Consider the following 21,334-nt stretch of genomic DNA (forward strand, 5'->3'; position numbering starts at 1 on the left):
TCCAGTGATCAGGCGGTGGGGACGGCGGCCGGGTCGTCGGCGCCGGCGTAACTGAACGACCGGACGACGACCGATCCGGACGAGCACCAGATGCCGACCATCCGGCCGGTCATCCCGCCGGCCACCTCCGTCGAGACGTACCGGCCGTCGATCCGGCCGAGCTCCACGAACCCGCCCCCGGCGTCCACGACCCCGGCCACCAGCTGGTCCGGGCCCAGCGCCGTCGAGGAGAAGTGGCCCTCCGCAGGGACGGCCCGGATCTCCAGCACGACGTCCCCGGCCGGGACGGCGGCCTCGCCCAGCAGCTGCCGGAGCGGGCCGACCTGGACCACCGCCCGCACCACGTCACCGGCGACCTGGAGGTCGAGGTGGTGGCGGGCGTCCATCCGCACCGACAGCCCGCCGACCCCGTTCCCGTCCGCCGCCACGACCGCGCGGACCCGGTAGTGCAGGTGCTCCTGCCGCCGCCCCACGAACGCGAGGTCCTCGGAGGCGAGGTCGCCGTCCCGAGCGCACAACCGCCAGCCGCCCTCGCCACGGGTGATCACCTCGCCCGGGAACCGGCGGGGCGAGACCCAGGAGACCGGCAGCTCGGCCCCGGCCAGCTCCTCGACCGCGACCGGGCCGGCGGCCGGCGTCAGCCACTCCCCCAGCCGGGGCCAGCCGGCCTCCCACACCACCTCGGCGGCGAAGGTCTCCCGGCCCAGCACGTGGAACTGCGGGCTGGCGCCGCGTGGCCGCACGCCGTGGAAGAGGATCGCCCAGGTGCCGTCCGGGCGCTGCACCAGGTCGCCGTGCCCGGTGCTCTGCACCGGCGACTCGATGCCGCGGTGGGTGAGCACCGGGTTCCACGGGCAGGGCTCGAACGGCCCGGACGGCGACGGGCCGCGGGCGATGGTGACCGCGTGTCCGCGCTCGGTGCCGCCCTCGGCGATGAGCAGGTACCAGTGGTCGCCGATCCGGTGGAGGTGCGGGCCTTCCGGGAACCGGCCGCCGGTCCCCTGCCACACGTGCCGCCGTTCCGTCAGAGCCGCGCCCGTGACCGGGTCGACGGCCTGCTGCACCAGCCCGGCCGGGCCACCGGCGCCGAAGCCGGCGTACGTGATCAGCAGCGTGCCCTCGTCGTCCCAGGCCAGGTCCGGGTCGATGCCGCGGACCTCGGCCAGCCGCACCGGCTCCGACCACTCCCCCAGCGGGTCGTCGGTGTGCACGAGGGTCTGCCACCCGCCGTCGGCGAGGTTGGTGGTGATCATCCAGAACCGGCCGTCGTGGAACCGGATGGTCGGGGCGGTGATGCCACCCGAGCCCGGCGCCCGGGATACGTCGAGCTGGGACGGTCGAACGAGCACGTGCCCGGCCTGCTCCCAGGTGACCAGGTCGGTCGAGCGGAACAGCGGCACACCGGGCGCGTACTCGAAGCTGGAGACGACCATCCAGTAGGTATCCCCCACCCGGCAGATGCTCGGGTCCGGGTGGAAGCCGGGGACGACGGGCCGCGGGTCACCGGAGCCGGAGGGCGGCATCAGTCGTGGTCCTCGATCCGCCACTCGTCGTGCCAGTCGAGCACCGGCATCCCGCCGTCGAACCGGACGGGCAGCCACACGTAGTCGGCCACCGACGTATCCGCCGTGGCGAACTCGGCCGACAGCTCCGGATCCGGCTCTCCCCCGCCGCCGAACACGCGCGCCATGTCGTCGTGCACCGCCCGGGACACCTCCGGCGGCGTCGAGGGCAGCCACCGGTCCGCGAGGGCGATGTAGAGGTCGCGCTTGCCCGGGTGCCGGAACACCGAGGTGACCTGGGAGCCGAACGACGTGCCGGTCGGGTCGCCGGGGTGCGGATCGCCGAACACGGTCCACGGGCCGTGGTAGGTCTCGGCGGTGGCCACCTGGGAGCGGTTGGGGAAGTACCACGACGTCCCCGAGGTGAACAGGTAGTGCCTGGCACCCCGGCGGAAGTAGGCGGGCGCCTCGCGCACCGCCGGCGGGTGCGGGCGCGGGAAGCGCGTCGAGTAGTGGCCGGTGACGTCGGTGTAGTCGTCGGTCAGGTCGGCGCAGATGAGCTCGCCGTGCACCCGCTCGAAGTAGTAGTACGCCTTGCCGTCGTCGGGGTGGACGACGAGGTCGAAGTCACCGGCGTTCATCCCCAGCGGGCGCATGCCGGTGCGGACGATCTCGTACGGGCCGAGGATCGAGTCGGCGACGAGCACCGTGCTCTCCTGCGTGTGCCCCTCCCCCATGATCTTCAGCCAGCACACGTACTTCCGGGTGCACTCGTTGTAGAGGATGTGCGGCCGGTCGACGTTCTCGGCCGGGTGCAACGGGGAGTCGGGGTCGTCCGGCGCGGGCGGGATGATCAGCCCCCGGTCCTCCCAGTCGTAGAGGTCCGTCGAGGAGTAGCACCGGATGCCCCAGTGCCAGATGCCGCTGCCGGGCGTGGAGCGTTCCTTGTTCTCCCCGTACCAGTAGAACGTCCCGTCCACGTGCAGGATCGAGCCGCCGTGGGCCTGGATGCGATTGCCGTTCGTGTCCAGCCAGACCTGTCCCGGCCGGATCGACGAGTGCGTCGGCCCGGTCACTGGTGGTCGTCGGGGTTGAAGAACAGCGCCGGCTTCTCGACCGGACGGGGCTCGGCGATCGTGGCGGTGAACGAGTGCCGCCCGGCGCCGACCTCCACCGGTGCGCCCCCGTCGGGGAGCACCACCTCGCCGGTCGTGTTCGGCGGCACGGTCACCTCCAGCGCGAACTGCGTCCCGGCGGTCAGCGTCCAGGAGACCTGCGCCGTCCCGTACGGCGTCTCGTGCGTCGCGGCCGCCGACGTGAGTCCGGGCCCCGGGCGCGGGGCCACCCGCAGCCGCCGGTACCCGGGCGCCGCCGGGGCGAGCCCGGCCACCGTGCGGTGCAGCCAGTCGGCCACCGCCCCGAACGCGTAGTGGTTGAACGAGGTCATGTCCCCGGGGTTGATCGTCCCGTCGGGGAGCATGGAGTCCCAGCGCTCCCAGATGGTCGTCGCCCCCATCGTGACCGGGTACAGCCACGACGGGTTCTCCCGCTGGAGCAGCAGCTCGTAGGCGGTGGCGAGCTCGCCGGCGTTCGTGAGCGCGTCGGTGACCAAGGGCGTCCCGAGGAAACCGCTGGCGATGTGGAACCCGTCCTTCAGCACCTGGTCGGCCAGCAGCCGGCCGGCGTGCTCCCGCTGCTCCGGCGTCAGCAGGTCGAACTCCAGGGCCAGTGCGTACGCCGTCTGGGAGGGGAAGGCCACCCGGCCGTTCGGGCTCACGTACTCGGCCCGGAAGCGGGCGGCGGCGCGCTCGGCCAGCTCGGCGTACCGGCTGCCGTCACGGCCGAGGACCTCCGCCGCCTGCGCCACGGTCCGCGCCGAGCGGGCCAGGTAGGCGGTCGCGACGCACTGCCACGGGGTGCGGGCGCCGGCCGGGTTGTCCGGCGGGGCGGCGGTGTCCAGCCAGTCGCCGAAGGAGAACCCGCCCCCCGGGAAGTCCAGGTGCTCGCCGGCCCGCCCGGCGAAGGCGTCGATCCAGGCGACCATGGACTCCCACTGGTCGGCGAGCAGGCCCGCGTCACCGGAGCGCTGGTAGAGCACCCAGGGGACGACGACGGCGGCGTCGCCCCAGCCGGTCTCCGGTTGCTGCGGGAACGGCAGCAGCTCGACGAACGGGACGTACATCGGCACCACGCCGCCGTGGTCCTCCAGCTGCTCGACGGCGAGGTCGGCGAGCCAGGAGCGCAGCATGCCCGCGGTGTCGTAGAGGAACGACGCGGTCGGGGCGAAGACCTGCAGGTCGCCGGTCCAGCCGAGCCGCTCGTCACGCTGCGGGCAGTCGGTGGGGATGTCGAGGAAGTTGCCGCGCATCCCCCAGACCACGTTCTCGTGCAGCCGGGTGACGTCCGGGTCGGAGCAGGTGAACGTGCCCGTGCGGCGCAGATCGGTGTGCAGCACCACGGCCTCGAGCGCGTCGGCCGTCAGCTCCCCGGGCCAGCCGGACACCTCGGCGTACCGGAAGCCGTGGAAGGTGAACCGCGGTTCCCACACACGGCCGGCACCACCGTCGAGCGTGATCACGTCGGTCGCGTCGGCCGCACGCAGCGGGCGGGTGCCCAGCTCGCCGTGCTCGAGCACCTCGGCGTGCCGGACGGTGATCTCCGTGCCGGCCGGGCCGTCCGGGAGCGTGAACCGGATCCGGCCGACCAGGTTCTGCCCGAAGTCGACCAGCGTCCTCCCCGACGGCGAGGTCGTGATCGCCTGGACCGGCAGGGTCTGGGTGCGGCGCACCGGCGGGCCGGTCGGGGCGACCAGCGTGGCGACGTCGAGCTCGCCCACGTCGACCGGGCCCCACCCGGCGTCGTCGTACGAGACCTCCGACCAGCCCGGCAGCTCGCGCCGGAAGTCGACGGTCTCGCCGTTGTAGAGCCCCGCCCGGGTCAGCGGGCCCGACGTCGTGGCCCGCCAGGCGTCGTCGCTGACCACGACCGTCCGGCTGCCGTCGGGGTGCTCGACCTCGAGCTGCACCAGGACCCCGGTGCGGTCGCCGTAGATGCTCCGCTTCCCGGTGAAGCCGAGGTAGCCGCGGTACCAGCCGTCGGCGAGCTGCACGCCGATCGCGTTGGCGCCCTCGCGCACCAGCGCGGTCACGTCGTAGGACTGGTACCGCAGCCGGTGGGAGTAGCTCGTCCAGCCGGGCGCGAGCACCTGGTCATCGACGACCGAGCCGTTCAGCTCGGCCTCGTAGACGCCGTGCGCGGTGGCGTACAACCGGGCGCGGGCGACCGGCTTGCCGAGGACGAACTCGTGCCGCAGGAGGGCGACCGGCTCGTCGACGTCGGCCGGGAGGACCGGCCGGACCAGTTCGGCGGTCCAGTCCGCCGGCTCGAGCAGACCGGCCTCGACGACGACGTCCTCGCTCCACGCCGACGGCTCGGCGGCGCCCTCCGTCCAGACCCGCACGCGCACGGACCGGTGCTCCCGGCTGACGAGCGGTGGAGCCCCCCACGGGACGAGGACCGACTCGGCCGACTCGATGCGGCCCGACGACCACGCCTCGCCGGCCTCCGGCTCGATCTCCACCTCGTAGCCGGACTGGCGCCAGCCGGGCAGGTCGGTGCGGGGAGCCCAGGACAGCCGCGGCGTCGTCTCCCCGATGCCGAACGGCTCCCGGTGGTGCTCGACGGTGACGGGCAGGACCGTCAGGTCGCTCGATGCCTCGGGTTCACTCCCGCGGTCCGCTCCGCTCCTCGCTCGTTCCTCGCTGCGCTGCTCACGCACCTGTCCGCTCATCGGGGCTCTCCTCGCAGGGCGTCGGCCAGGTACTCGACGGTCAGGCTCACCAGGGCGTCCACGTCGCCGTGCCCGCCGAAGATGTGCTCGGCGCCCTCGACCGGCACCAGCCGGACCGGGACGTCCACCGCCTGCAGCGCCGCCTGCAGCTGCTCGCTCTGGCTGAACGGCACCAGCCAGTCGGCGGTGCCGTGGACCAGCAGGAACGGCGGAGCCCCCGCGGTCACGTGGGTCACCGGGCTGGCGTCGGCCCTCGTGGCCTCGTCGAGGCCGGCGAGGAGGTGCTGGTCCGCCGGCACCCGCATCACCTCGGGCAGCTTCGCCGCGATGTGCGGGGGCGGGGTCGCCCCCGGCATGGTGGCCATGTCGGAGACGCCGTACCAGTCGACGGCGACGTCGACGCCGCTGGACGGGCCGACGACGCCGAGGTCGCCCTCCAGGTCGGCGCGCTGCCCGGTCAGGGCGACGAGTGCGGCGAGGTGACCGCCGGCCGACTCGCCGGCGACCCCGACCCGGGTGACGTCGACGCCGAGCTGCTCGGCGTGCGCGCGCAGGTACCGGACGGCGGCCTTCGCGTCGTGCAGCTGGGCCGGGAAGGGCGCCTCGAGGGAGAACCGGTAGTCGATCGTGGCGACCGCCAGCCCCGCGGCGACGAACGCCTCGAACAGCGAGTCCGGCCGCAGCGTCTCCGGCAGGTCGCGGCGGTCGCCCATCATCCAGGCGCCGCCGTGGATCCAGACGACGAGCGGAGCCGGCTTCTCACCAGGGGGGACCCGGACGTCCAGCTGCAGCGGCCGGTAGCCGGCCGGGCAGGCGTAGGTGACGCCGGAGAAGACCCGGACACCGTCGTCCCGCTGCATCGCCGGGGGCGGTGGCAGGAAACGGGCGGGCCCCGCCCACTCGAAGGCCTCGATCTCGATCGTCATCGTGCGGAGTCCTCTCCGTCCAGGGAACTGGTGAACCGGTGCTCGCCGGGGCCGGCGGTCGCGGTGGTGCCGTCGGGCAGGACCACCTCGGCCTCGGTCCCGGCGGGGACGACGACCCGGAGCTCGAACGCGTCGCCGTCGATCCGCCAGGCCGACCCGATCCGGCCGTACGGCGACTCGTGCGCCGCCTCGGCACTGGTCAGCCCGCCGCCGGGACGCGGCCGGACGCGGAACCGGCGGTAGGCGGGATCGATCAGCTGCAGGCCCGCGGTGTACCGGTGGAGGAACGAGATCACCGCACCCTTGGAGTAGTGGTTGAGCGAGTCGTGCGGCACGCCGTCGTCGTCCACGCCGCCCCAGCTCTCCCAGACCGTGGTGGCCCCGCGGTCGATCATCGCCAGCCACGACGGCTCGGTGTCCTGGAGCAGCAGCTCGTAGGCGACGTCGAGGTGGCCCGCGTCGGCCAGCACCGGCAGCAGGTGCGGCGTCGCCAGGAAGCCGGTGCCCAGATGGGTGTCGGCCTTGCGGATCAGCTCGACCAGCCGCTCGGCGACCGCGGGCCGCAGCTCGGCCGGGACGAGGTCGAAGGCCAGCGCGCGCACGTGGGTCGCCTGCGTGTCGGGGGTGAGCCGGCCTTCCGCGTCGACGTACTCCGCCTGCCACGCCTGCCGGGCCAGCTCGCTGAGCTCCGCGTAGCGGGCTGCGTCGTCGTGCCGGCCGAGGACCTCGGCGATGCGGGCCGCGAGCCGCGCGCTGTAGGCGAAGTATGCGGTGGCGACGTGCCCCTTGTCGGCGGTCCGGAACTCGTCGTCGCCCGTTCCGAGGTTCTCGCCGGGCTCGAGCCACTCGCCCCAGTGGAAGCCGGTGTCCCAGAGGTACTGCTCGTGCGGCGCGGGATCGGGACTGCGCTCGACGCGGGACGGGTGACGCCCCTCGCGGGCCAGGCGCTCGCTGCGGTCCAGCCAGCGCACCATCGTCGGCCACAGCTCGGCCAGGACCTGCTCGTCGCCGTAGGCCCGGTAGATCTCCCACGGGACGATCACCGCGGCATCGCCCCAGCCGGACGAGCCGTTCAGCTGCGCGATCGGCCCCTCCCTGCCCTCGTGCCGCGGGCTCGGGCTGACGTTCGCGACCGTGCCGTCGGGCCACTGGTCGGCGGCGACGTCACGGAGCCACTTGGTCGAGAAGCCGGCCACGTCGTACAGGAAGGCGGCCGTCGGCACGAACAGCTGCCAGTCCCCGGTCCAGCCGTGCCGCTCGCGGTGCGGGCAGTCGGTCGGGATGTCGCAGGCGTTGCCACGGAAGCTCCACAGCGCCGCCTCGTGCAGGCGGTCCACCCGCTCGTCGCTGCAGGAGAACCAGCCGGTGCGGCGCAGATCGGTGTGCACCACCACCCCGCGGACGTCGTCCACGGTCAGCTCACCGGGATGGCCCTCGATGCGCACGTACTGGAACCCGTGCGTCGTCCGGCGTGGCTCGAAGACGTCGCCCGGGACGCCCGCGGACACCACCGAGTCGACCTGGCCGGCGGAGAGCCGGTGCGGGAGGAAGGGCATGTCCGGCTCGAGGTTCTCGACGGTGACGTCGCCGTCGGGCGCCAGCCACTCCCCGTGGGTGAGCGTGATGGTGGTGCCGGCGGGGCCCAGATCGGTGAGCCGGACCCACCCGTTGATGTTCCGGCCGAGGTCGACCACGTGGGCACCGCCCGGCAGCCTCGTCACCGAGCGCGGGACGAGCTCCTCGACCCGCCGCACCGGCGGGGCCGGCGAGTCGACCAGGCCGGCGTAGCCGTGCTCGACGACGGCGACGTCGTCCCAGCCGGAGTCGTCGAAGCCGGCGGTGTCCCAGCCGCGCGGCAGCCGGGTCAGGTCCCAGCGCTCCCCCTCGATCAGGTCCGCGGCGACGACGTGGCCCAGCGCGCTGCGCCACCCGGGACCCGAGCCCACCACCGCGGTCGAGCCGTCGTCGTACGTCAGGTGCAGCTCCACCAGCAACGCGAGCCCGCTCCCCCACTGGTCGGCCGCCCGGGTCAGCCCGACCTGCCCGCGGAACCACCCGTCGGCGAGGACGACCGCCAGCGCGTTGCGACCGACCGTGACCGGGGAGGTGACGTCGTAGGTCTGCACCTGCAGCCGCGCGTCGTACTGCGTGTAGCCCGGGGTCAGCTCGGCGTCGCCCACGCGCCGCCCGTTCAGGAAGGCCTCGTAGACGCCCTGTGCGGTGGCGTGCAGCCGGGCGGTGGTCACCGGCCGGTCGGCGTCGAACCCGAACCGGAGCAGCGCGGCCGGGCGCGCCCCCTTCGGACCGTCCGGCATCCGGCCGGGCTCCACCCAGGACGCCTGCCAGTCCTCCGCCCAGAGCAGGCCGGTCTCGAAGGACGCCGGCTCGGACCACGGGCTCTCACCGAGGTCGGTGCCCACCCGCACGCGCCACTCCACCCGCTGGCCGGAGGACAGCGGCGGCCCGGCGTAGGGCACCAGGAGGCTCCGGTCGCCCGCCACCCATCCGGTGTCCCACCCGCTGTCGGTGGTGATCCGGTAGGCGCGCTGCCCGCGGGCGCCCTCGGGCAGCCGCCAGGACAGCCGGGGGGCGGTGCTCCGCAGGCCGAGGGCCTCGTCCAGGTGCTCGACGCGCAGGCCGTGCGGCGCGGACATGGATCTCCTGTCGTGGGTGGTCACGGCACCGGGGTCCTCGTTCAGAGCGCGGGCACCCGCTCGGCGTGGTGGCAGGCCGTCAGGCTGCCCTCCACCAGCCGCAGCGGCGGGCGCTCCGCGACGCAGACGTCGGTGGCCAGCGGGCAGCGCGGGACGAACGGGCACCCGGTGGCCGCCGGCTGCGCCGAGCCGGCGCTGCCGACGCCCAGCGCCTCCCGCGCCGCCCGGCGGGCCGCCTGCTCGGCCGGCCGCGGGACGGGTGCGGCCGCGGTGAGCGCGACGGTGTAAGGGTGCCGGGGCCGCTGGGTCACCGACTCGACCGGACCGGACTCCATGATCTGGCCGCGGTAGAGCACGACCACCCGCTGGGCGAGGAAGCGGACCACACCGAGGTCGTGCGCGATGAAGAGGAACGCCAGGTCGTGCTGGTCGCGCAGGTCGGCGAGCAGGTTGAGCACCTGGGCCTGGGTGGAGAGGTCGAGCGCGCTCACGGGCTCGTCGAGGACGAGCACCTTCGGGTCGCAGACCAGGGCCCGGGCGATCGCGATGCGCTGCCGCTGCCCGCCGGAGAACTGCGCGGGGTAGCGATCCACGGCGTCACCCGGGAGACCGACCGACTCCAGGCCACGCCGGGCTTTCTGCAGCGCCTCGGCGGCGCCGACCCCCATCAGGCGCAGCGGCTCGACCAGCGTCTGGCCGATGGTCCGGGCCGGGTTGAGCGACGAGTACGGGTCCTGGAAGACGACCCGCAGGTCCGCGGCGAGGGAGCGCCGCTGCTTGAGCGGCAGCTGCGTGATGTCCTGCCCGTGCAGCCGCACGGTCCCCGACGTCGGCGGCTGGAGGCCGAGCACGGCCTTGCCGATGGTCGACTTGCCCGAACCCGACTCGCCGACCAGACCGACGGTCTCCCCGGGGGCGATGTCGAAGCTGACCCGGTCGATGGCCGGTGGCGTCCGCTTCGCCTTCCGGCCGGAGCCGTACCGGACGACCAGGTCGCGGACCTCGAGCGCGGGGGCGACGACCGTCGCGGGCACGGGGGCGGTGGGGGCGGTCATCGGGACGCTCCAGCGGTCGGGGCGGGCTCGGTGGTCGAAGCGGGCTCGGTGGTCGAGGCGGGCTCGGAGGTCGGGGGCGCGACCTCGTCGCCGGCGCGCTCGGCGCCCCACGTGAGACCCGCGTCGTGGATCTCGTCGACGCGGATGCACAGCACGGCGCCGTCCTCGTGCGCGGGAAGAGCGGGGAACGGCGTCGTGCACTTCTCCTCGGCGAACATGCACCGGGTGGCGAACCGGCACCCGGTCGGCCAGGAGCCCGGCGCGGGCACGGTGCCGGGGATGGAGGCGAGCCGGGCAGGTACCGGCTCTCCGTCGGGGACGTGCGGATTGGCGCCGAGCAGCGCCATCGTGTACGGGTGCGCGGGCGCGTCGAGCACCCTCTCGGTGCTGCCCGACTCGACGATCTGACCGGCGTACATCACCGCGACGTCGTCGCAGATGTCGGCGACGACGCCCAGGTCGTGGCTGACGACGACGACCGACAGGCCGGTGTCCCGGACGAGCGTGCGGAGCAGGGTCAGGATCTCCGCCTGGACGGTGACGTCCAGCGCCGTGGTCGGCTCGTCGGCGACCAGCAGCTTCGGCTCCCCGGTGAGCGCCAGCGCGATGCACACCCGCTGGGCCATGCCGCCCGACAGCTGGTGCGGATAGCTCTTCAGCACGCGGGCGGGGTCCACGATGCCGACCTGCTGCAGCAGCTCGGCGGCGATCCGCCGCGACTCGCCCCGGCCGACGCCGCGGATGCGGCGCAACGGCTGGGTGAGCTGGTGGGCGACCGAGAACATCGGGTCCAGGGCCACCATCGGCTCCTGGGAGATGAGCGCGACCTCCCGGCCGCGCACCGCCGCGAGCTGCTTCTCCGACAGGCCGACGAGCTCACGGCCCTCGAAGCGGATCGAGCCGCCGGTCACCGAGATGCCGTCGGGCAGCAGGCCCAGCAGCGAGCGCGCGGTCATCGTCTTGCCGCAGCCGGACTCCCCGACCAGGCCGAGCACGCGCCCGGGCCGCACCGCGAACGAGACCCCGGTGACCAGGTCGGGGCCGTCGTCGACGGACACGGTCAGGTCGCGCACCTGCAGCAGGGCGGCATCGTCGGCCGGCACGTCGGTCGGTTGGGCGACCGGCGCGGAGGGCCGTCGCGTCGAGCGCCGCGACCGACCGGTCAGGTGCTCGCCGGCGGCCGCGCCGGCGATGGCGTCGGCCAGCTCGTTGGCGGCGACCACCGTCAGCGCGAGCACCAGGCCGGTCGGCACCATCAGCCACGGCGAGGTGAACACGTACGACGACGCGTCCTGGATCATGAAGCCCCAGCTCGGCGCCGGCTCGGCCGGGCCGAAGCCGAGGAACGCCAGGCCGGCGACGATCAGCAGGCCGATGCCGTACAGCTGCGCGGCCTGCACCGCGATGACCGTCGCCATCGCCGGCAGCACGTGCCGGACGTTCACCCACAGCGACCCCAGGCCGTTGACCCGCGCGGCGTCGACGTAGAGCCGCGTCCGCACGGACTGGGCCACACCGAGCATCACCCGGTAGACGGCGGCGGAGATGAGCACGCCGAGGATGGCCATGATCAGGTAGGTGCGGACCCCGATCACGCCGATCACGGCGAGCAGCAGGATCGTCGAGGGCAGCGCGAGGAAGACCTCGGTGACCCGGCTGATGACCCGCTCGACGCGGGGCCCGCGCTCGGCGGCGATCAGGGCCAGCGGCAGGCCGATCCCGAAGGCCACCAGGACGGTGACCATCGAGGCCAGCAGCGGCTCGGTGCCGGCGGTGAAGATCCGGCTGAGCAGGTCGCGGCCGAGCGGATCGGTACCCAGCCAGTGCTCCGCCGAAGGGAGTGCCAGCCGGTTGCCCAGGTCCTGCTCGGCGACCCCGTAGGGCCGCCACAGCGGCGCGGTCAGCGACGCGACCACCATGAACAGCAGCCAGGCGGCCCCGAAGAGGCCGCCCGGGCGGCGCAGGAACGACGGCAGCCCGCGACGACGCTGCGGGGCGGGCGGGGTGGGCTCGGGTGGGATCTCGCCGGCCGCGTCCAGGGGCAGCGCGCTCGCCACCTCTTCTCGCCGGACGCTCGTCGGCCGCGTGCGCGGGCTCGTGCTGTCCAGTGGTGTGTTCGCACGCTCGCTCACGAGGCACGCACCTTCGGGTCGAGTGCCGCGACGACGAGGTCGAGCAGCAGGTTGATGATGACGACGACGACCGTGGCCACGACCACGACGCCGACCAGGGCCGGGAAGTCGCTCGACGCCGCGGCCGCCTGGCCGGCCTGACCGAGGCCGGGCAGGGCGAACAGGTTCTCGATGATCACCGAGCCGCCGAACAGGGCGATGAACTGGATGCCGAGCACCGAGACCACCGGGAGGCTGGCGAACCGGAGCGCGTGGACGTAGCGGATCCGCCACTCCGGGGTGCCCATGGCTCGCAGCGTGCGGACGTGCTCCTGCACGAGCGCCTCGCGCATGCCGGCGTTCGCCGTGCGGGCGATGATCGCCGCGCCGCCGATGCTGAGGGTGAGCACCGGCAGGACGAGGCTGGTGAACCACCCGGCGGGATCGCGCGCGAACGGCACGTACCCGGTGGCCGGGAGCCAGCCGACCTGGAGAGCCAGTGCGTAGACGAGCAGGATCCCGACCCAGAAGGCCGGCAGGGACAGCGCGATCCCCGCACCGGTCGTGATCAACCGCCCGAGGCGTCCGCCACGGACGGCCGCCGTGACTCCGAGGAGCACGCCGACGATGCCGGAGAGGATCGTGGCGAACAGGGCGATGAAGGCGGTCACGGGCACCCGGTCGGCCAGGTCGGCGGCGATCGACCGGCCGTCGATCAGGGACGTGCCGAGGTCGCCCTGGACGAAGCTGCCGAGGTAGTCGAGGAACTGGACGTGCAGCGGGTCGTTCCAGCCGAGCGCCTCGTTCTCCGCGGCGATCCGTTCCGGGGTGCCCCCGGTGCCGAGGCGGATCGCCCCCGGGGAGCTGTCCGTGGCGTGCACCAGCAGGAAGCTGATCACCATCGCGGCGAGCACCGTGCCGACCGCCATGGCCAGCCGCCGTGCGACGTAGCCGAGCATCTCGAAGTCCTTTGCCGTGCGGGTCCGACGGACGGGGGCGGAGCCGGGGGCCGCGGGATCTCCCGCGGCCCCCAGCCGGTCGAGCAGGTCAGACGGCCGGCTCGATCTCGGGCAGGACGTGGTAGTTGTTCGTGCCGGCGAAGGGCGGCTCGGCCACCGCGTCGGCGTCGTAGCCGGTGTACGTGAAGTCCTCGTAGACCGGGATGTACCAGCCGTTCTCGGTGATCGCGCGGTTCAGGTCGGCCAGCGCCTGCTCCTTGGCCTCCCCGCTCGCACCGAGAGCGGTGCCCAGCGCGCTCTCGATCTCCGGCTCCGTGGCGCCCTGCATGTTCATGAAGCCGCCGTAGAGGACACCGGCCACGAAGCCGGCCGGGTTGCCGCCGACGCCCATCGGCCCGTAGATCAGCGGGTCGGTGCGGACGGCGGCGAACGCCTGGTCGGTCGAGGTCGCCGTCAGGAAGTTCATCGTGATCCCGACCTCGGCCAGCTGCTGCTGGATGGCCACCTGGGCCTCGGTCGGCTGGCCCAGCACGGTGATCTCGAACTCGAAGCCATCGGCGAGGCCGGCCTCGGCGAGCAGCTCGCGCGCCCGATCCGGGTCGTAGCCGAACTCCTCGTCCAGCGCCGGGTCGAAGCCCTCGGCGGCCTCGGGGAAGAGCTGGGCCGTCGGCCGGGCCCCCGGAGCGAGCTGCTCCACGATCGCCTCGCGGTCGATGGCGTGGCTGATGGCCAGGCGCACCCGCTCGTCGGCGAACGCCGGGTTGGTCACGCCGGTCTTGTCGGTGACCGGGAAGCCGACGATGGTGCCACCGGAGCTGGTCAGGGCGGCGCGCTGCTCGACCATGTCGATGGTGGTCGGGTCGAGGATCGTGGCGACGTCCGCCTGCCCGGAGACGACCGCGTTGGCCAGCGCCTGGCGGTCGGTGATCACGTCGAAGACGATCGTGTCGTACTCCCACGCGTCGGCGTTCCAGGAGGCGTCCTTCTTCTCCAGCGTGTACGTGCTGGCCCGCGTCGTCTCGCCCGCGTTCAGCGCGTACGCCCCGGAGCCGTCCGGCGTGGTCTCGAGCGAGGCCGGGTCGGCGATGCCCTGCGGCCCGACGATGATCCCGGCGGTGTCGACGAGGTTGTTCTCCGGGTTGGCCTGCGGCTGCGCCCAGGTGATGACGACGGTCCGCTCGTCCGGGGCCGTCACGGCGACGATCTCGCTCGCCCCGCCGGCGGCGAGGGCGCCGTACGCCTCCAGATCGGCGTTGCTGCGGCGGTCCAGGTTGGCCTTGACCAGCTCGGCGGTCAGCTCGGACCCGTCCGCGAAGGTGACGCCCTCGCGCAGGGTCAGCGTCGTCTGGGTGTTCTCGGCGTTGTTCTCGAACCCGGTGACCAGGCTCGGCTCGACGGTGCCGTCCGGCGCGGTGACGAACAGCGCGTCGTACAGCGCGCTGAAGAAGGTGAACTGCCCCTGCGAGTAGGCCAGCGGGTCGTAGCCGGTCGGCGCAGCGTCGGCGTCGTAGGCGAAGGTCAGCGTGTCGCTGGGGCCCCCGCCGGTCCCGCCGGGGGCTCCGCCGCCACCACCGCAGGCGGCGAGGGTCATCGCGGCCGCCACGGCCAGCGCCGCGGTGCGGCTGCGTCGCGTGAATCGATTCATGGTGGGGTGGCTCCTTTGCCGGACGAGGGGAGAGCGCGTGGGGGGGCCGGTCGCGGCCGGGCCGGCTCAGGGGCCCGGCTTGGCGGCAACGATGCGGGGGCCCGCGCTGAGACGTCAGGCACAATGCCGCTCAATGAAACACAACTGTGGTCCGCACCTCACCGATGAACAGGAGGTGACCGTGCTGTGACCGAAGCGCCCCCCGAACCGTCGCACGCGCGCGGCCGGCGCCCCCCGCAGGGCGATCCGGTCGTCGATCGCGCACTGTCCCTACTGGCCGCCTTCGACGCCGGCCACCGCTCCCTGACGCTGGGGGAACTGAGCCGGCGCAGCGGCATCCCGACCAGTTCCACCCTTCGGCTGGCCGGCCGGCTCCAGGCCTGGGGGGCGCTCGAGCGGGGCCCCGACGGCCGCTTCACCATCGGCCTCCGGCTGTGGGAGGTGGCCTCGCTCGCCCCACGCGCACAGGGCCTGCAGCAGGTGGCACTGCCGTTCATGGGTGACCTGGAGGAGGTCACCCGGCAGCACGTGCTGCTGGCGGTGCGCGAGGGCGGCGACGCACTCCTGCTGGAACGCCTCTCCGCCCACCAGGCGGTGCCGGTGCTCTACCGCGTCGGGGGCCGGCTACCCCTGCACTCGACCGGGGTGGGCCTGGTCCTCCTCGCCTTCTCCGACGCCGGCTTCCAGGAGTCGATGCTCGCCCAGCCGCTGATGCACCAGCCGGAGAACGTCGCCGTCTCTCCCGCGGCGCTGCGCCGAACCCTCGCCGAGGTGCGGCGGGACGGGATGGCGACGCTGCGCCGCCGGACCCCGCAGCCCCTGGTCAGCGTGGCGGCTCCGATCTTCGACGCCGACGACCGCATCGCCGCGGCGCTGTCGGTGGTGGTTCCCCAGGAGAACGCCGAGCCGCGCCTGCTGGGGCCGGCCGTGCGGACCGCAGCCCGGTCGATCAGCCGAGGCCTCGGCGCGCGGCGGTCCATCGGGCACACCGGAGCACCCGCCCCCCGGACCTGAGCCGCCTGCCATTCAATGGCAGGGGTATGTGACCGCCGGTACCGGTCGGTGAGTCTCACGGAGCGCCCGTGGCGGGCGCGCCGATCGAGCCCGCCACGGATCGCCAGTCGTACCGGCCTGCCATCAGGAGCTCCCGTGCCCGTCCACCCCGCCGTAGCGTCGAAGTTCCACCTCCTGGAGGGCATCGAATCGTTCGAGGCCGGTCTGGCCGACCCGGCCACCCGCCGCCGCCTCGACGAGTTCATGTCGATCACCGACGCCCCGGCTCCCCCAGCGGTCGACCTCCGCGACGACAGCGCGCCCGGCCCGCACGGGCCCGTCCCGGTGCGTGTCTACACGCCGGCCGGCGGGGGCGTCGACCTCCCTTGCCTCATCTGGCTGCACGGCGGGGCCTTCCGCATGGGCGACCTCGACATGCCCGAGGCCGACTGGACCGCCCGGCAGATCAGCGACCGCGCCGGCGCGGTCGTGGTCAACGTCGACTACCGGCTCTGCGTCAACGGCGTCACCTACCCGGTCCCGCACGACGACGTGGTGGCCGCCGTCCGCTGGGTCCGCGACACGGCGGCCGATCTCGGCGTCGACGCCACGCGCATCTCGCTCGGCGGCGCCAGCGCCGGTGGCAACCTCGCCACCGGGGCCGCGCTGAAGCTGCGGGACGCGGACGCATGGCTGCCGGCCGCGCTGCTCCTCGCCTACACGACCTTCCACGCGGTCGTCCCGCCGGCGGCGCCGTCGCTGGCACCGCTCCTGGACGACATCCCGCGGATCCTGCGGTTCCTGCCCGAGGTCCGCCGGAGCATCACCCAGAACTACCTCGGCGGCCCGGCCAGCCGGGCCGACGGCTACGCGATGCCGGCCAACGCGGTCCTCGAGGGCCTCTGCCCGGTCGTGCTGATCAACTCCGAGTACGACGACCTGCGCGCCTCGGCCGAGGTCTTCGCCGGACAGCTCGCCGTGGCGGGCGTCGACGTCCGGCAGGTGCTGGCGCGCGGCATGCTGCACGGCTTCCTCAACCTGCACCCGGGGATCGGGCCCGTGGACGAGGCGCTCGAGCTGATGGCCGAGGTCGTCGCCCGGACCGGCCGCCCGGCCGTGGCCCCTCTCCCGAAATGACGCGCCGATGGCCATGACGGGTACCGACGGCATCACCGTCGTGGTGGCCCGTGAGGTGGCGCCCGGCCGCGAGGACGAGTTCCACCACTGGGTCGACGATCTCCTCGCGGCCGCGCAGCGATGCCCGGGCTTCCTCGGTTCGGGCCTCCTCGAGCCGGCGCCTGGTGGCGCCGTGTGGCACGTCGTCTACCGCTTCGACTCCCCCGAGCACCTGGCGGCGTGGGAGGGCTCGGCGGAGCGGGCGCGGCTGCTCGAGCACGGGGCGGAGTTCGTGCACACCGTCGCCGTCCGGCGGCTGGACGGCATGGACGCCTGGTTCGCCGCGCCCGCCGGACCACCCGCACGGCCACCGCGGTGGAAGACGTTCCTCATGACGGCGACCGTGATCCTCGTCCTCCAGTTCGTCCTGTCGTCCCTGCTCCGGCCGCTGGTCGGCGACTGGCCCCTGCTCCTCCGCACGGCGGCCGTGATCATCCCGCTGGTCGCGCTGATGACCTGGGTCGTCATGCCGCGGCTCTCGCACTGGCTCGCGGGGTGGCTCTACCGGTCGAGACCGTCCTGAGCGCAGGACGGCGAACCGCCCCGCGGATGATCGTTGCCGCTCAATGGCACAGGCGTGGGATCGGGTGACGCCGGTCACCGATGCTCGACCCGTCACCGTCGACCGCATCCGGGAGCAGCCATGAGCTTCGAGTACCTGATCGACCCCGCCAACGGCCCGCAGTGGAAGGACGCGCTCCCCGGCAAGCCGGTGCCCTACGTGCTCCGCAAGGGCGAGGGCGAGACCGCCATGCTCTTCCGCGACCTGTTCACCGTGCTGCTCTCGGGCGACGAGACGCAGAACCAGTTCGGGATCGTCACCGCCGACTCCCCCGCCGGCGACGTCATCCCGACCCACTCGCACAACGAGACCCACGAGACCTTCTACGTGCTCGAGGGCAAGGTGAAGCTCTTCTTCGAGGACGCCGAGGGGCAGAAGCAGTCGTCGCTGCTCACCCCCGGCGACTTCGGCTACGTGCCGGCCGGCTTCGCGCACGCCTACCAGATCGTCGAGGACGCCCGGATGATGGGCACCCTCTCCGGCGGCTTCGAGCGGTTCTTCCAGCACATGGGCACCCCGACCGACCACGCCACGACGGACCAGCCGCCGTTCATCCCCGACTTCCCGCGCATGCAGGCGGCGGCGCAGCAGCACAACATGCAGTTCATGCCGGATTACACGTGGCCGGACGCGTGATGACAGGGCCGGGAGCATCGCAGCGAGGAACGAGCGAGGAGCGGACCGGCCCGCGGAATCACGCCACGGACATCGCGTGATGACAGGGCCGGGAGCATCGCAGCGAGGAACGAGCGAGGAGCGGACCGGTCCGCGGAATCACGCCACGGACATCGCCTGATCCCGGCCGCGGCTCGGAGTTGATCATCGTCTCCGGGCACGCGACTCGGCCGGACACGCCGGCGCCATGCGCCCGCAGACGCTGATCAACTGCTGAGGAGAGCCGTGTCCACCCCTGCCCTTCCGCTGCCGCCCCCGGCGCACGAGCAGCCGCTGCCCCCGGCGCTGCCCGGCCCGGGCGGCATCCGGCTGCTCGTCGGCGTCCCGTACGCCGCGATGCCGGGCATCCGCCCGCTGGAGCTGGACCTGTACCTGCCCGCCGGCGCCGACATCTCGCCGGTCGTCGTCTTCCTGCACGGCGGCGGGTGGCGGCTGGGCAGCCGGCACGGCGCCGGCCCGATGTACCGGGACGCCTCCCCTACGCCGTTCGAGCGGGTCGCGCAGGCCGGGATCGCCGTCGCGAGCGTCGACTACCGGCTCTCCGGCGAGGCGACCTTCCCGACGCAGCTGCACGACGCGAAGGCCGCCGTCCGCTGGCTGCGTGCCAGGGCCGGCGAGCTCGGGGTCGACCCGGACCGGGTCGCCGCCTGGGGCGAGTCGGCCGGTGGGCACCTGGCGGAGCTGCTCGCCCTTACCGGGGACGCCGCCGCGCTGGAGGGGGACGTCGGATTTCCGGAGCCCTCGAGCCGGGTCAGCGCGGTCGCGGCCTGGTACGCGCCGAGCGACGTCGCCGCGGTGGCGACCGACACCGGTGCCGACCCGGGCGACCCGGACACCCGGGAGGCCCGGCTGCTCGGGGCGCCGGCCCGCGACGTCCCCGACCTCGCGGCCCTGGCGAGCCCGGTCACCCACGTCTCCCCCACCGCACCGCCGGCCCTGCTGCTGCACGGCCAGGACGACCGGTTCGTCCCGTGCGTGCAGAGCGAGCGGCTTCGCGACGCCCTGGCCGCCGCCGGAGCCGACGTCGAGCTGCACACCTACCCCGGCGCCGACCACATGTGGCTCGGTGCCCCCGACGCCGCGGCCGACGCGTTCGACCGCACCGCCGCGTTCCTGCGGCGGCACCTGATCGACGGAGGAGAACAGTCATGAGGATCGTCGGCATCCGCCGGGAGGGCGGGCCGGTCGAGGTCGCTTCGCTCTCGGACGACGGCACGCAGGTGACCGTCGTCGCCGGGCTGGACGAGTTCTGGTCCGACGCCGCCGGCCTCCTCTCCCGGGAGCCGGCCGGGCCGCCGGTGCGCGTGGACGCGGTGGAGCAGGTGCCCCCGGTCCTCCCCGGCGCCCGGGTCGTCTGCATCGGGCTGAACTACCTCAAGCACGTCGCGGAGGGCTCCTTCCGCGACCAGGAGATCCCGCCGTACCCGACGCTCTTCGCCCGGTGGACGCAGTCATTGACGGTCGGCGGTGCGGAGGTGCCGGTGCCGGCCGACGAGGACGGCCTGGACTGGGAGGGGGAGGTGATGGCGTACGTGGGCGCCCCCCTGGTCGACGCCACCCCGGACGAGGCGCTGGCCGCCGTCGTCGGCTACTCGACGTTCAACGACCTCACCTCCCGGCGGGCGCAGAAGCTCACCAGCCAGTGGATCCTCGGCAAGAACGGCGACCGCTCCGGCCCGCTCGGCCCGATGGTCCCCGCCGCGGAGGTCGGCGACCTGCGCGACGGGCTGCGGGTGCGCACGCGAGTCAACGGCGAGACCGTCCAGGACGCCCGGACCGACGAGATGGTCTACACGGTCGGCGACACCCTGGCGCACATCTCCCGCACGTTCACCCTGCGCCCGGGCGACCTGCTGGCCACCGGCACGCCGTCGGGCGTCGGGTACGCCCGCACGCCTCCCTGGCTGCTGCAGCCCGGCGACGTCGTCGAGGTCGAGGTCGACCGGCTCGGCGTGCTCCGCAACTCCGTGGTCGGCACCGAGGCGCGGAAGGCGGTCTGACGATGTCCGGCGAGTTCCGTCAGTACCTATTCCCGCACGACCACCCCCGGCTGGCCGAGGTGCGGGGCATGGACCCCTACGCCTACCGCGAGCACGCCCGGACGCCGGGCACGTTCACCGGAGGTCTGGTCGAGGGCTGGACCCCGCTCTACCGCAACGAGTTCCGCGGCGTCACCGAGGACGGCACGCTGCGGGAGGGGCTGTACCCGTTCGAGCCCGCCCGCCCGGGCGAGGAGGCGCCCGTCGAGGCGATGGTCGATGCCGCGCACGACCTGCTCGCCGTCCTGGACGACGAGGGCCGGGAGCGGATCAGCTTCGCCGTCGACGCCGTCGAGTGGCAGACCTGGGCCAACCCCGAGTTCATGCAGTTCGACACCGGGCTCCGGCTGGACCTGCAGCCCGAGGTCGTGCGCGAGAAGGCGCTGGCCCTGATGCGCGCCTCGCTCTCCCCCGAGGGCTACGAGCTCGCGCACGCCATGATGCTGATCAACGGGTTCCTCGGCGAGGTCGTCGACCTCGAGACGGTCCTCGACGAGTTCAGCTACAACATCGCCCTCTACGGCGTCCCGGACCTGCGGGCCCCGTGGGGCTGGCAGCTGTTCGGGCACCACTGCGCGGTCAACTGCCTGGTCGTCGAGGGCCGGATGGTGGTCTCCCCCGTCTTCCTCGGCGCCGAGCCGGACGAGATCGACGACGGTCCGCACGCCGGCCTCGCCTACGTCTTCGCCGACCGGATCTCCCTCGGTACCGACCTCATGGCCGCCCTGTCCGAGGAGCAACGCCGGGCGGCCACCGTCTACGAGCAGATGGTCGACCCGGCCATGCCCCCGGGCCGGGTGCACCCCGGCGACGAGCGGCACCTCGCCGGCGCCTTCCAGGACAACCGGGTGATCCCGTTCGAGGGCGTCCGGGTGGCCGACATGCCCGCCGAGGCGCAGGAGATCGCCCGCCGGATCGCCGAGGCGTTCGTGCGGTTGCTGCCCGAAGGCCCCCGGCGGGCCCGCATGCGGGAGATCGAGCAGCACCTCGACCGGACGTGGTTCTGCTGGATCGGCGGCTCCGCGCCCGGCGACGTCTTCTACTACCGCCTCCAGTCGCCGGTCCTGATCGCCGAGCTGGACCACCACTGCGGCGTCTTCCTGGACTACGACACCCCCCAGCCGTTCCACATCCACACCGTGCTGCGCACCCCGCACGGCAACGACTACGGCCGCGCCTGGCTGCGGCAGTGGCAGGAACGCGCCGCGGCACGGTGATCGCGGACCTCGCGGTCTCGCACTGCCGCT

At 73.7% G+C, this 21,334-nt stretch carries 16 protein-coding genes; 7 read left to right on the forward strand and 9 right to left on the reverse strand.

Features of this window, described 5'->3' with window-relative positions; translation table 11 throughout:
- Nucleotides 1-8 precede the first annotated feature (8 nt).
- The 9 genes from ABDB74_RS10890 to ABDB74_RS10930 form a co-directional block, all read right to left on the reverse strand.
- Complete coding sequence (locus ABDB74_RS10890) at nt 9-1,523, reverse strand: family 43 glycosylhydrolase (RefSeq protein WP_346618479.1); 1,515 nt, start codon at nt 1,521-1,523, stop codon at nt 9-11.
- Nucleotides 1,523-2,578, reverse strand: coding sequence for a family 43 glycosylhydrolase (locus ABDB74_RS10895; RefSeq protein ID WP_346618480.1), 1,056 nt, complete (start codon nt 2,576-2,578; stop codon nt 1,523-1,525). The genes ABDB74_RS10890 and ABDB74_RS10895 overlap by 1 nt, the downstream gene beginning before the upstream one ends.
- On the reverse strand, nt 2,575-5,292 hold the full coding sequence (locus ABDB74_RS10900; protein ID WP_346618482.1) for a glycoside hydrolase family 78 protein: 2,718 nt from the start codon (nt 5,290-5,292) through the stop codon (nt 2,575-2,577). The genes ABDB74_RS10895 and ABDB74_RS10900 overlap by 4 nt, the downstream gene beginning before the upstream one ends.
- Nucleotides 5,289-6,218: an alpha/beta hydrolase gene (locus tag ABDB74_RS10905; protein WP_346618483.1), complete on the reverse strand. Its 930-nt coding sequence runs from the start codon at nt 6,216-6,218 to the stop codon at nt 5,289-5,291. The genes ABDB74_RS10900 and ABDB74_RS10905 overlap by 4 nt, the downstream gene beginning before the upstream one ends.
- Nucleotides 6,215-8,872: a family 78 glycoside hydrolase catalytic domain gene (locus tag ABDB74_RS10910; protein WP_346618485.1), complete on the reverse strand. Its 2,658-nt coding sequence runs from the start codon at nt 8,870-8,872 to the stop codon at nt 6,215-6,217. The genes ABDB74_RS10905 and ABDB74_RS10910 overlap by 4 nt, the downstream gene beginning before the upstream one ends.
- Before the next feature lie 41 nt (nt 8,873-8,913).
- Nucleotides 8,914-9,927 (reverse strand): ABC transporter ATP-binding protein, encoded by a 1,014-nt coding sequence (locus ABDB74_RS10915; RefSeq protein ID WP_346618487.1) that lies wholly within the window; start codon nt 9,925-9,927, stop codon nt 8,914-8,916.
- The gene (locus ABDB74_RS10920) at nt 9,924-12,059 is read right to left on the reverse strand and encodes a dipeptide/oligopeptide/nickel ABC transporter permease/ATP-binding protein (RefSeq protein ID WP_346618489.1); all 2,136 of its coding nucleotides are present in this window, start codon (nt 12,057-12,059) and stop codon (nt 9,924-9,926) included. The genes ABDB74_RS10915 and ABDB74_RS10920 overlap by 4 nt, the downstream gene beginning before the upstream one ends.
- Complete coding sequence (locus ABDB74_RS10925) at nt 12,056-12,997, reverse strand: ABC transporter permease (protein WP_346618491.1); 942 nt, start codon at nt 12,995-12,997, stop codon at nt 12,056-12,058. Before ABDB74_RS10925 ends, ABDB74_RS10920 begins: the two co-directional genes overlap by 4 nt.
- An 88-nt stretch (nt 12,998-13,085) precedes the next feature.
- Nucleotides 13,086-14,642: an ABC transporter substrate-binding protein gene (locus ABDB74_RS10930; RefSeq protein ID WP_346618493.1), complete on the reverse strand. Its 1,557-nt coding sequence runs from the start codon at nt 14,640-14,642 to the stop codon at nt 13,086-13,088.
- Nucleotides 14,643-14,828: 186 nt separating this feature from the next.
- On the opposite strand from ABDB74_RS10930, the gene ABDB74_RS10935 reads away from it, so the two are divergent.
- The 7 genes from ABDB74_RS10935 to ABDB74_RS10965 all read left to right on the forward strand — a co-directional run bounded on the left by ABDB74_RS10935 (nt 14,829) and on the right by ABDB74_RS10965 (nt 21,304).
- Entirely contained in the window at nt 14,829-15,656 is an 828-nt protein-coding gene (locus ABDB74_RS10935; RefSeq protein ID WP_346618495.1) for an IclR family transcriptional regulator, read from the forward strand.
- Nucleotides 15,657-15,791: 135 nt separating this feature from the next.
- Nucleotides 15,792-16,772, forward strand: a complete 981-nt coding sequence (locus tag ABDB74_RS10940; protein WP_346618497.1) for an alpha/beta hydrolase — start codon at nt 15,792-15,794, stop codon at nt 16,770-16,772.
- A gap of 7 nt (nt 16,773-16,779) precedes the next feature.
- Nucleotides 16,780-17,334, forward strand: a complete 555-nt coding sequence (locus ABDB74_RS10945; protein WP_346618499.1) for an antibiotic biosynthesis monooxygenase — start codon at nt 16,780-16,782, stop codon at nt 17,332-17,334.
- A gap of 120 nt (nt 17,335-17,454) precedes the next feature.
- Nucleotides 17,455-18,009: a quercetin 2,3-dioxygenase gene (locus ABDB74_RS10950; RefSeq protein WP_346618501.1), complete on the forward strand. Its 555-nt coding sequence runs from the start codon at nt 17,455-17,457 to the stop codon at nt 18,007-18,009.
- A gap of 264 nt (nt 18,010-18,273) precedes the next feature.
- Nucleotides 18,274-19,200 (forward strand): alpha/beta hydrolase, encoded by a 927-nt coding sequence (locus tag ABDB74_RS10955; protein ID WP_346618503.1) that lies wholly within the window; start codon nt 18,274-18,276, stop codon nt 19,198-19,200.
- Nucleotides 19,197-20,048 (forward strand): fumarylacetoacetate hydrolase family protein, encoded by an 852-nt coding sequence (locus ABDB74_RS10960; RefSeq protein ID WP_346618505.1) that lies wholly within the window; start codon nt 19,197-19,199, stop codon nt 20,046-20,048. The genes ABDB74_RS10955 and ABDB74_RS10960 overlap by 4 nt, the downstream gene beginning before the upstream one ends.
- Nucleotides 20,049-20,050: 2 nt before the next feature.
- Entirely contained in the window at nt 20,051-21,304 is a 1,254-nt protein-coding gene (locus ABDB74_RS10965) for a DUF3500 domain-containing protein (protein WP_346618506.1), read from the forward strand.
- The last annotated feature ends 30 nt before the right edge of the window (nt 21,305-21,334 follow it).

The sequence above is a fragment of the Blastococcus sp. HT6-4 genome, from assembly GCF_039679125.1.
GTDB classification, from domain to species: domain Bacteria; phylum Actinomycetota; class Actinomycetes; order Mycobacteriales; family Geodermatophilaceae; genus Blastococcus; species Blastococcus montanus.

Bases quoted from the DNA above. Each gene is read 5' to 3' on its own strand.
- ABDB74_RS10945 (WP_346618499.1), top strand. From the start codon at position 16,780: ATGGCCATGACGGGTACCGACGGCATCACCGTCGTGGTGGCCCGTGAG.
- ABDB74_RS10910 (WP_346618485.1), bottom strand. From the start codon at position 8,872: ATGTCCGCGCCGCACGGCCTGCGCGTCGAGCACCTGGACGAGGCCCTC.
- ABDB74_RS10900 (WP_346618482.1), bottom strand. From the start codon at position 5,292: ATGAGCGGACAGGTGCGTGAGCAGCGCAGCGAGGAACGAGCGAGGAGC.
- ABDB74_RS10960 (WP_346618505.1), top strand. From the start codon at position 19,197: ATGAGGATCGTCGGCATCCGCCGGGAGGGCGGGCCGGTCGAGGTCGCT.
- ABDB74_RS10925 (WP_346618491.1), bottom strand. From the start codon at position 12,997: ATGCTCGGCTACGTCGCACGGCGGCTGGCCATGGCGGTCGGCACGGTG.
- ABDB74_RS10950 (WP_346618501.1), top strand. From the start codon at position 17,455: ATGAGCTTCGAGTACCTGATCGACCCCGCCAACGGCCCGCAGTGGAAG.
- ABDB74_RS10965 (WP_346618506.1), top strand. From the start codon at position 20,051: ATGTCCGGCGAGTTCCGTCAGTACCTATTCCCGCACGACCACCCCCGG.
- ABDB74_RS10915 (WP_346618487.1), bottom strand. From the start codon at position 9,927: ATGACCGCCCCCACCGCCCCCGTGCCCGCGACGGTCGTCGCCCCCGCG.
- ABDB74_RS10890 (WP_346618479.1), bottom strand. From the start codon at position 1,523: ATGCCGCCCTCCGGCTCCGGTGACCCGCGGCCCGTCGTCCCCGGCTTC.
- ABDB74_RS10905 (WP_346618483.1), bottom strand. From the start codon at position 6,218: ATGACGATCGAGATCGAGGCCTTCGAGTGGGCGGGGCCCGCCCGTTTC.
- ABDB74_RS10930 (WP_346618493.1), bottom strand. From the start codon at position 14,642: ATGAATCGATTCACGCGACGCAGCCGCACCGCGGCGCTGGCCGTGGCG.